Raw genomic sequence first — 9,349 nt, forward strand, 5'->3', positions numbered from 1 at the left:
CGCTCGGGGGCAATGCAATAAGATTGTCGTCATTCATGGTGTATTCCTTCGCTGGTTACCTTGTTTCATCCAGCAGGATACGCCCTTCCTTCTTTTCCCTCCATACACCAGAAATCAACATAACTCAGCGGCGACGCCTCATCATGTCGAGCAGTGACAGAAAGAAGAGATATTTGTAAGAGTTGGTGGTGTTGGTAAATAGACGGGTTAATGCAGCAACATTGACCTTGCTTGAGTCAGGTAGCTGATGAACAGCCCCAGAAGGAAGTTGAATGTCATCCATGCCTACAGGCTCATTACAAGGGTTGCCCCTAGGGTAGGCAGCTAAGAGCTAAAGTCATCGGGCAATTCACTGAGCGTTACACCCAAAGCGTCGCACAGGGCCTTCATTTGCGGCACTGTGAGGCTAGCTATACTCATGCCTCGCTCCCAATTGCTTACGGTCTTGCCGCTGACATCCAGAATCCGGGCTAGCGCCTCCTGGGAAAGCCCCGCTCGCTTTCTCAAGTCTTTAAGGGTTGGCTGGTTAGGCTGATCGGACTGAGATCGCGGCATTTAGAAATTGAATTCTAGGAATCAGTTGACAATTTGGCCTCTTTTTTAGAAACTAGTTTCTAGTTTCGTTCTAGAACAGGCTGAAAACACCGGGAGGGCACTGTAGATCAGTGTCTCACCCTCATTTGCCCTGGCTCAAGTTATTACAGCATGAATATCAGCCCATTCCATGTTTGGGCGATTGTGCGCTTTCTGCCCGATATGCAGCGGGTGGTGGTCAATCGCTTTCGTCGCCGCTCTGATGCGGAAGAATGTCTACGAGTGCTGCGTCGCGCTGCCGCCGATCGCGACTATACACTGCTCTACTATCCCCCCGGAGAGGAATCTACGTTTATGGTGCGCAAGGAATACAACAAACTGGTGCGTGATCGCATCCCTGAAATCCTGACCAGCCAGCAGGTCAATTTTGGCGTTGAACCCATGACCCAGACCGAGTACTGCCAGGCACTACGCCAAAAGCTGATCGAAGAAGCCCAGGAGGCGGCTAAGGCTGGCGAAGACGCCCTGGTAACAGAACTCGCTGACCTATGGGAAGTGATTGACGCTACTTTGGCGGCCTACGGCATCCAGCGGAACCAGGTGCTGGCCTGTCAGATGCAGCGACGCATGGAGCGAGGGGCTTTTAGCCGAAAACTGCGACTGCTCTGGACGGAGACCTAATCTCTACCAGCGTTATATCACCCGCTGGTGGGAACTACCAACTGTGAAGGTTGGGCAAAAGGTAAAGCCCTCGTCAACAAGATTGTCCTGCAAGACAGCTCGATGAGACGCAGCAAAATTTGGGAAACCTAGACTATAACTTCGCCTTGGTAGTCTACGTTCCCATCAGTCATGCAGTTTTTGTTCCTTAGGCTGCCATCTCTCATCACGAGAACGCTGTTCTACCTAGCGGTTTTCCTTACTCCCATTCTTGGGGTGTGGCTAGCCTCGTCACTCGTAGCTTATGCCAACGGACCCAAGCTGCTGACCGTCTTCTCAGGCATCCTCCTATTCCCCCTGGTGCCTATTCTGTGGGAAATGCGGGGGCGCAAGCGACGAAAAACCGGCATTCTCACCTGGGGCGATCGCATTACCCTGCGCACCCTGGCCCTCAACCTGGCCTTTCTCACCCTTCTGCTGGCCCTGCGGCCCCAGACCTCGTTTTTGGCGCTATCCACCCGAGGCGATTGGTTTTTGGATGGTATGCAGGGGCCACAGGTGGAGCTAGCCCGACAAGGGCTGTTTACTGCCGCCAGGGGACTTGAGGGGCTTTATCTCAGATTCCACGACAACCCCTTTGACCAGTACGCCGATACAACCCAGGTGCGGCCCCAACCAGCTCCCCAGCCCAACCCCATAGGGCAGGCGGGCCAGGGGAAGGGGTGGCCCTGGACAGACGTTGGTCTTCATCCCGCTGTGGTCAATATGCCCGCCAGTGCTGAAGCCAGCATTGCCTCCGTGGCTCAGTACATTGCCAGCCAGGAAAAAGACCCCATGCTGCGGGTCAAAGCTCTACACGACTACGTGGCCGATCGCATTGCCTACGATGCCCCCAACTACTTTGCGGGCATCTATCCCCCTCAGGATGCCGAAACAGTCTTTCAACGCCGGGTGGCGGTGTGTGCGGGCTACGCCAAGCTGCTCGAAGCCCTGGGCCAGGCCATTGGCGAAGAGATTGTCTATGTGACCGGTGACTCTCGCAGCTCCACCAGCGATCTGGAGGGGCAGAGCCACGCCTGGAATGCGGCCAAGATTAACGGGCAGTGGTATCTAATTGACGCTACTTGGAACAGTGGTTATGTGGATCGGGCCTCTGGTTTTACCAAGGCCTACAAGACCGATTACCTCTTTCCACCGCCCGAGGTGATGGGGATTACGCACTTTCCCAAGGAAGAAAGCTTCCAGCTCAGGGCGCAGCCCATTACCCGAGGGGAGTTCCTGCGCCAGCCGATGATGCGAGCCCGGTTCTTTGCGGAGGGCATGACGCTGGTTGCGCCAATGCGATCGCAAACCGATACCCACCAAACAGCGGTGATCCAGCTCCAGAATCCCAACCGGCGCTGGTTGCTCTCCAGCTATGCTCTCAAAGGCTCTGCCCAGGCGGAGCGTTGCAGCGATAGCCCTACCCAAGGCCCGCAGATCACCTGCTCATTGCCTACGTCGGGCACCTATGAGGTCAGTCTCTTCAGCGGCGATGAGCAGTACGGTGAGTTTGCCCACGTCGGCCAGGTCGAGTTCAATCGGCGCTAAAACCTCTGCCCCACTCACGATCCAGATAGTCTCATCCTTTGAAACCAATGGCGCTGTTCACCCTTAAAGATAAGCAAATCGCTGCCGTCAAAAGCACTCAGTTCGGCGTGGAGGGCATTCAGGAGCGCACCGACTTGCAAGCTGCTCTCCGAGACAACATCAACGTGATTTCGCCCGATACGATGGTGCTGTCTGAGGAATTCTCCGGCTGGACTGAGGGAGCGCGGCGGATCGACCTCCTGGGCCTCGACAAGCAGGCCAACCTGGTGGTAATTGAACTCAAGCGCGACGAGACCGGGGCTCATATGGAGCTACAGTCTCTGCGCTATGCCGCCATGGTCTCGACGCTGACCTTCAAGCGAGCCATTGAGATTCACCAGCAGTACCTCGATAAGCGGGGCATTGCGAAGGATGCTGAAGAGGAAATCTTGGGATTCCTGGGGTGGAGCGATCCGCAGGAGGAGCAGTTCCCTACGGATGTCAGGATCGTACTGGCTTCGGCCAATTTCTCAAAAGAGCTGACCACCGCTGTCATGTGGTTGAACGAACGCGACTTGGACATTCGCTGTGTCCGCCTTCAGCCCTACAAACTGGGGGACGAGCTGTTGCTAGACATTGAGCAGATTATCCCCTTGCCAGAGGCGGAGGAATACCAGGTGAGAATTCGGGAGCAGGCAGAAGCGCAAAGAGCTGCCGCCCGCTCTAGCCGAGATACCACGCAATATGAGTTCCTGGGCCAAGTGTATAACAAGCGCAACTTGGTACTGGCCGTAGTCACCCAGTACCTTCACGACCATCCCCAGACCACCTTGGATGAGCTGAAACAGGTGTTTCCGGACTTTCTCCATCGGGCCTTTGGCGTGGTGGCTCCGCTGGCGAAGGCTTTGGAGAAAGGTCAAAAGCGTTATTTTCTGAGTGAGAGCCAGGTTTTGCAGACGGGGGATGGTCAAACCGTCGCGGTCTGTAACCAGTGGGGGATCGGCAACATCGGCCCTTTTCTCGACATCGCCAAGCAACTTGGCTACGAGGTAACGGCCCAGTAAACCAGTGTTAGTCTTAGGAAAATTGGCGATTACCTTTTAGAACCAGGCAAGCCGATGACAAATGAGTTTTATTCGGGTAGATGATGATATGGGCGTAGGCACCTCTCCTTCTGTAGACAGCTCTCCAGGCCAAGATCAGTCCATCCCGATTTTGCCTTACAGCCTAATCGATATTAGGTGCTCAAATTAGAAAGCCCCAATGCAAAAACCTAAAACCTTTGAAGAGCAATATCCTACTATCCATCGCTTTGTTGAAGAAATTGGTTGGATCGAAATTGGGCAGAATGAGATGGTTTCTGCTTTTGTCCGAGCCTACGATTTAGGCGGCACTGTTTATGAAGGCGAAGACAGCTATCCCAGCATGGAAGCTGCATTTCAGGATCTAGAAGCGGGGATTAAAGCCTACCTGGAGGCGAACGGTATCTAGTATTAAAAGCGCTCTTTGTGCCTCAGAGCCCTCGCCCAAAATCGGCATAAATGAATATCTCTACGCCCAATGCCAAGAGAAGCAGAAGCTCTATCCAGGAGAGAAATGTTACTCCTAGAGGTGGGTTGGCGACCATAAACCAGAATGCACCCAAGGCAATCAAGCCCGAAAACACGAACGTAATCTCGTCCACAACCAACTGCTGAATCTTACGGCGCTTGCGGTGTTTGTCGTCCCGATGGGCCACCTCCCAGCCCAAGAGTGTCTCTGAAGCATCATTGCCCGTGCATGCCTTCACCTTAGCCGCCAACTCGTAGCGAATATACCGACCAATCGACGAAATTTTTTCATCGTTGACAATGTACGTCCAGCCCAAAATCACACACACCCAGGGGATCACCAGCAAGGCGTAGTAATTGCCAGGAGCAGAAACCGCAAACGAGACCACCGCCCCAAACACCCCCAGCGTCACGTACAGCAAATTATCCCGAAAGCCAATCCGCTGTGCCTGCTCAGACTTTAAGCAATTGTACTCAGCCAGCAGCACCTCCAGCAAAGCCCCCTTCTCACTCATAGTCAAACCTTCTCAGCCCACGACTACCCTCCATTCTGGCTCCCCATCCCACTAAGCCGCCGAAGTCAAAGAAATTCTCTAGAGTCTGGGCAAATATAAGTCTAGTGGTCAAAATAGTGGATATTTAGGCGACCTAGAGGATTCACCTATGCCCCGTGCAGTGATACTAACCGCCCTCCCTGTTGAATACCTGGCCGTACGGGCACATCTCACTGAGCTACAGGAAGAGATGCATCCTCAAGGAACCATATACGAGAGAGGAAGATTCTCTATTGACAACCAGGTATGGGAAGTTGGGATCGCCGAGGTTGGAGCCGGAAATGCCGGAGTGGCAGTTGAGGCAGAAAGAGCGATCACCTATTTCAATCCGGACGTCCTCCTCTTTGTTGGAATAGCTGGAGGCATCAAGGATGTCGCAATCGGTGACGTCGTCGCAGCAACAAAAGTTTACGGATATGAATCAGGTAAAGTAGAAAGTCATTTTTTCACTCGACCGACAGTAGGCCAGTCTGCATACGCTCTAATTCAACGAGCTAGATCAGAGGCAAGAAAAGATGAATGGTTGCAGCGACTCTCCAGCAACTTGTCCCCTAAACCGAGGGTATTTGTCGCCCCTATTGCGGCTGGGGAAAAGGTCGTTGCTTCTAAGGAATCAGATCTGTTCCAATTTTTGAGGTCAAGCTATAACGATGCCGTCGCCGTTGAGATGGAAGGTTTTGGCTTTCTGAGTGCAGTATTTGCGTATCCCAATATCAAAGCTATTGTTATTCGAGGTATTTCTGATCTAATAGAGCATAAAAACTCGCATACGTCAGAATCAGGTCAAGAGCCTGAGCAGGTTCGTCAGGAGAAAGCTTCTTGTCATGCCAGTGCCTTTGCCTTTGAACTACTGGCAAAGCTAGAAGTTCAGCCATCACAGCAACATACATCGTTAGAGTCGGCTTTTCAGACGCCGAATTTAGAGTTTGATGAGGTAGATCACCGCAAATCTCCATTGGTGGACTGGGATGAATCGGTAGATGATTCTATCTTGTATGGGCGTACTGAAGAACTTGCTGTTCTCAAGCAGTGGATTTTGGACGACCACTGTCGCCTCGTCTCTTTACTGGGAATGGGTGGAATTGGCAAAACTAGTCTTGCTAAAAGGTTAGGCAAGCAAATTCAAAATGATTTTGAGTACGTGATTTGGAGATCGCTTAAGGAAGCTCCACCCCTCAAAAATATATTGATCAGTCTAACTCAATTTGTCTCAAATCAACAGGAAAATGAAGCCAACCTGCCTCCAACAAACAGTGCTTGTACTACTCGACTACTACACTATCTTCAGGAGCGTCGCTGCTTGCTAATTGTTGATAACGTCGAATCAATTCTTGAGAGTGGGCAATCAGGAATTTATCGACAAGGGTATGAAGACTATGGGATGTTTTTTAGGCGAATAGCTGAATCTTCTCATCAAAGCTGTCTGATTTTAACAACTCGAGAAAAGCTAGAAGAACTCAATGCTTCAGAAGGTGAAAATTTATTAGTTCGATATTTGAGAATACAAGGACTAGCTGATGCCGATGCCCAAAAACTCCTAGGGACAAAAGGCATCAACTTATTAGGCAACGAGGAACACAGTAAAGAATTAAATCATTTATATGGAGGAAATCCGCTGGTGTTACAAGTGGCTGCCAGTTATATAGAGGAAATTTTTGGCGGTGACATCGCAGAGTTTTTGATGCAAGGAGCACTAGCTTTTAATGAAATTCGCAAACTATTAGACGAACAATTTCAGCGTCTTTCAGATTTAGAAAAATCAATCATGTATTGGTTGGCGATTGATAGAGAGCCAGTGACCATTGAGGGATTACAAGATGATATTGTTCCAGCTAGGACTAGACGTAATTTCTTTATGGAGGCGCTGATCACCCTGTTTCGACGTTCTCTAGTTGAGAAGAGTGGAGCGGCCTATACGCAGCAGCCTGTAGTAATGGAATATGTAGTCAACAGATTTGTACTTCAAATTTGCGAAGAAATTAAAACTGGTAACTTTGATCTTTTTAATAAATTTCCTCTTGTCAAAGCCACTACGAAAGATTTTGTCAGAGATGCACAAACTCGATTAATACTTAGTCCTATTGCTGATGAAATTACTGCCTCTCAATTTTGGAGAAGTACTGACCCAAGTCTACCCGTGGAGCATAGCAGTTTGTCAGATTACGGAGCTGGAAATGTCCTTAATTTACTCGTATTTTTGCAAAGAGACTTGACCGGATTAGATCTCTCAGGTTTAACAATTTGGCAGGCGTTTTTCAAGGATGTTAATTTGCACAGGGTCAATCTTTCTCATTCCGATTTGAATAAATCTATTTTTACCGCTACTTTGGCTCCTGTTCTTTCATTAGCATTTAGTTTTAATGGTCACTTACTAGTTACAGGAGATGAATCTGGCGAGGTTAACTTATGGCGAATAGCAAATAGTCAGAAACTTTATACCTTCAAAGGGCATCGAAAGTTAATTAGATCAGTAGCTTTTAGTCCAAATAACTGTATATTAGCTAGTGGCAGCTATGATGGAAGTATAAAACTATGGAATTCAGAGAATTTTCAATTAATTAAAACCTTAGAGAAATCAGATGTTTTAGTGCATTCAGTAGCTTTCAGTCCTGACGGGAAAATTCTCGCTAGTGGTTATAGTGATGGAACAATTGGAATATGGGATGCTTTTGCTGGAGAAAATTTATCTACACTAACTGGTCATCGTGGACGCGTGAATTCAGTCACCTTCAATTCTAATGGACGACTGCTAGCTAGCGGTTCTGGGGATCAAACCATCAAGCTATGGGATGTTCAGGATATTCAAAATGTTCAATGTGTACGAACTCTTGATAGTCATATAGGTGAAATACGTTCGATTGCATTTAGTCCTGATAGCTGTGCATTAGTGAGTACCTCTCAATTAGTTATCAAAATTTGGGACTCCCAGGATATTCAAAATATTCAATGCATAAGAACTCTCCACGGGCATACAAGTGAAATACGTTCGATCGCAATTAGTCCTGATGGACTACTATTGGCAAGTGGTTCTGGAGATCAGACTATTAAACTATGGGATATTCGAGACATTCATAACATTCAATGCTTAAGTACATTGCAAGGTCACACCAGTTGGATACAGTCAGTAGCTTTCAGTCCAAAAGGCAAAATTTTGGCTAGCGCTGGTGTTGACAAGGCAGTTAAGCTGTGGGAATTGCGAAAGAATACTACAGAAACTAAATGTATAGCAACATGGCGAGGTTATAGCAAATGGATTCGTTCAGTTGCATGGAGCTCAGATGGTAATAAGATAGCTAGTGGTGACGATGATCAAGTCATTAGAATATGGGATATTACTTCAGCGGAGTGTAGGCTACTTTCAGGACATACTGAGCGAGTACAATCCATTTCTTTTTCACCTGATGGACAGACTTTAGCTACTGGGAGTTGGGACAAGACTGTTAAACTATGGCAATTTAGCTCGGGGAGGTGTCTACGGACTTTTCTGGGACACACCGATCAAGTATATTCAGTAGCTTTTAGTTCAGAAGAAAGCGTTATAGCTAGTGGTAGTGATGATAAAACTATTCGAATATGGAATATTAACTCAGGTGAATGCCTAAAAATTCTACGGGATCACACAGCGCAAGTTTATTCAGTGGCTTTTAGTCCCAATGGCGGAATACTTGCTAGTGGTAGTCGTGACACAACAGTGAAGTTATGGAATGTCAACTCAGGTGAGTGTTTAGTAACTCTACAAGGCCATAGCAATGAAGTTTATTCAGTAGCTTTCAGTCCTAATAAGCAGATCCTAGCAAGTTCAAGTGGTGATAATGAAATACGCCTTTGGAACTTCAATGGGCAATGTCTTGATGTCTTAAGAGGCCATCAAGGGTGGATATATTCAATAACTTTCAGCTCAGATGGTAGGTTTCTGGCAAGCGCGAGCAACGATAAAACTGTACGTCTGTGGGATGTATCAACTAAGGAATGCATCAGCATTTTAAGTGGCCATTCAAATTTAGTGCATTCAGTATCTTTCAACCTAGATGCTTCAGCACTTGCTAGTGGCGGTGCAGATGAAACGATTAAGATATGGGATTTACAAACTAAACAATGTGCAAAAACTCTAAAAGCCCCTAGACCATATGAGGGCATGAATATCACAAGTGCAAGAAATTTAACAAAGGCACAAAAGTCAACACTCGTTGATTTGGGTGCTTTTTCAGAAGATTGATGGTTTTTGTTTTTGCCCAATTAATTAGGACTTACGCAAGAAGGTCTGAGACAACTGTGGCTTCGAGCTAATGTCATTTAGCACTTTTGAATTTAGGGATTCAACGGGAGCGATCAGAATATCAGAAATCAGAATTTTGGGCACTGGTCTGCTAGGCGTTGATAAGTAAAATGGCTGTAGTGCAACTACTTCAGCCTGATGGATTGTCCTCACTGCCAGAGCCAACAAGTTGTCAAAAACGGGCGAGAGTCGCTTTCGGACGGCAC

Annotated in this window: 8 protein-coding genes and 1 pseudogene; 6 read left to right on the forward strand and 3 right to left on the reverse strand. The window is 48.1% G+C overall.

Annotated elements, in window-relative coordinates; genetic code table 11:
• Positions 1-130 precede the first annotated feature (130 nt).
• Positions 131-283, reverse strand: a pseudogene (locus ACQ4N7_RS29530) (HNH endonuclease domain-containing protein); the annotation flags it as partial.
• Positions 284-324: 41 nt separating this feature from the next.
• A complete protein-coding gene (locus tag ACQ4N7_RS29535; RefSeq protein ID WP_035991464.1) occupies positions 325-555 on the reverse strand; it encodes a helix-turn-helix transcriptional regulator in 231 nt (76 codons plus the stop codon).
• 150 nt (positions 556-705) lie between these two features.
• Between ACQ4N7_RS29535 and ACQ4N7_RS29540 the strand changes: the two genes are divergently transcribed.
• The 4 genes from ACQ4N7_RS29540 (at position 706) to ACQ4N7_RS29555 (ending at position 4,254) form a co-directional block, all read left to right on the forward strand.
• Positions 706-1,215, forward strand: coding sequence for a hypothetical protein (locus ACQ4N7_RS29540; RefSeq protein WP_430715008.1), 510 nt, complete (start codon positions 706-708; stop codon positions 1,213-1,215).
• 339 nt (positions 1,216-1,554) lie between these two features.
• Positions 1,555-2,784, forward strand: a complete 1,230-nt coding sequence (locus ACQ4N7_RS29545; protein WP_430715009.1) for a transglutaminase domain-containing protein — start codon at positions 1,555-1,557, stop codon at positions 2,782-2,784.
• Positions 2,785-2,831: 47 nt separating this feature from the next.
• A complete protein-coding gene (locus ACQ4N7_RS29550; protein ID WP_430715010.1) occupies positions 2,832-3,827 on the forward strand; it encodes a hypothetical protein in 996 nt (331 codons plus the stop codon).
• Positions 3,828-4,026: 199 nt separating this feature from the next.
• A complete protein-coding gene (locus ACQ4N7_RS29555) occupies positions 4,027-4,254 on the forward strand; it encodes a hypothetical protein (protein WP_430715011.1) in 228 nt (75 codons plus the stop codon).
• 22 nt (positions 4,255-4,276) lie between these two features.
• On the opposite strand, the gene ACQ4N7_RS29560 is transcribed toward ACQ4N7_RS29555, so the two are convergent.
• Positions 4,277-4,828, reverse strand: coding sequence for a hypothetical protein (locus ACQ4N7_RS29560; RefSeq protein ID WP_430715012.1), 552 nt, complete (start codon positions 4,826-4,828; stop codon positions 4,277-4,279).
• Positions 4,829-4,976: 148 nt separating this feature from the next.
• Between ACQ4N7_RS29560 and ACQ4N7_RS29565 the strand changes: the two genes are divergently transcribed.
• The gene (locus ACQ4N7_RS29565) at positions 4,977-9,083 is read left to right on the forward strand and encodes an NB-ARC domain-containing protein (RefSeq protein ID WP_430715013.1); all 4,107 of its coding nucleotides are present in this window, start codon (positions 4,977-4,979) and stop codon (positions 9,081-9,083) included.
• Between the two features lie 198 nt (positions 9,084-9,281).
• Positions 9,282-9,349 (forward strand): transposase-like zinc-binding domain-containing protein (locus ACQ4N7_RS29570; protein WP_430714661.1); only part of this gene is annotated, 68 nt, incomplete at its 3' end.

Source organism: Nodosilinea sp. AN01ver1 (assembly GCF_050565655.1).
Classification (GTDB): Bacteria; Cyanobacteriota; Cyanobacteriia; order Phormidesmidales; family Phormidesmidaceae; genus Nodosilinea.

What these genes read in the sequence shown, in the direction of transcription:
- ACQ4N7_RS29535 (WP_035991464.1), bottom strand. Translation starts at nt 555, where the DNA reads ATGCCGCGATCTCAGTCCGATCAGCCTAACCAGCCAACCCTTAAAGAC.
- ACQ4N7_RS29540 (WP_430715008.1), top strand. Translation starts at nt 706, where the DNA reads ATGAATATCAGCCCATTCCATGTTTGGGCGATTGTGCGCTTTCTGCCC.
- ACQ4N7_RS29550 (WP_430715010.1), top strand. Translation starts at nt 2,832, where the DNA reads ATGGCGCTGTTCACCCTTAAAGATAAGCAAATCGCTGCCGTCAAAAGC.
- ACQ4N7_RS29555 (WP_430715011.1), top strand. Translation starts at nt 4,027, where the DNA reads ATGCAAAAACCTAAAACCTTTGAAGAGCAATATCCTACTATCCATCGC.
- ACQ4N7_RS29560 (WP_430715012.1), bottom strand. Translation starts at nt 4,828, where the DNA reads ATGAGTGAGAAGGGGGCTTTGCTGGAGGTGCTGCTGGCTGAGTACAAT.
- ACQ4N7_RS29565 (WP_430715013.1), top strand. Translation starts at nt 4,977, where the DNA reads ATGCCCCGTGCAGTGATACTAACCGCCCTCCCTGTTGAATACCTGGCC.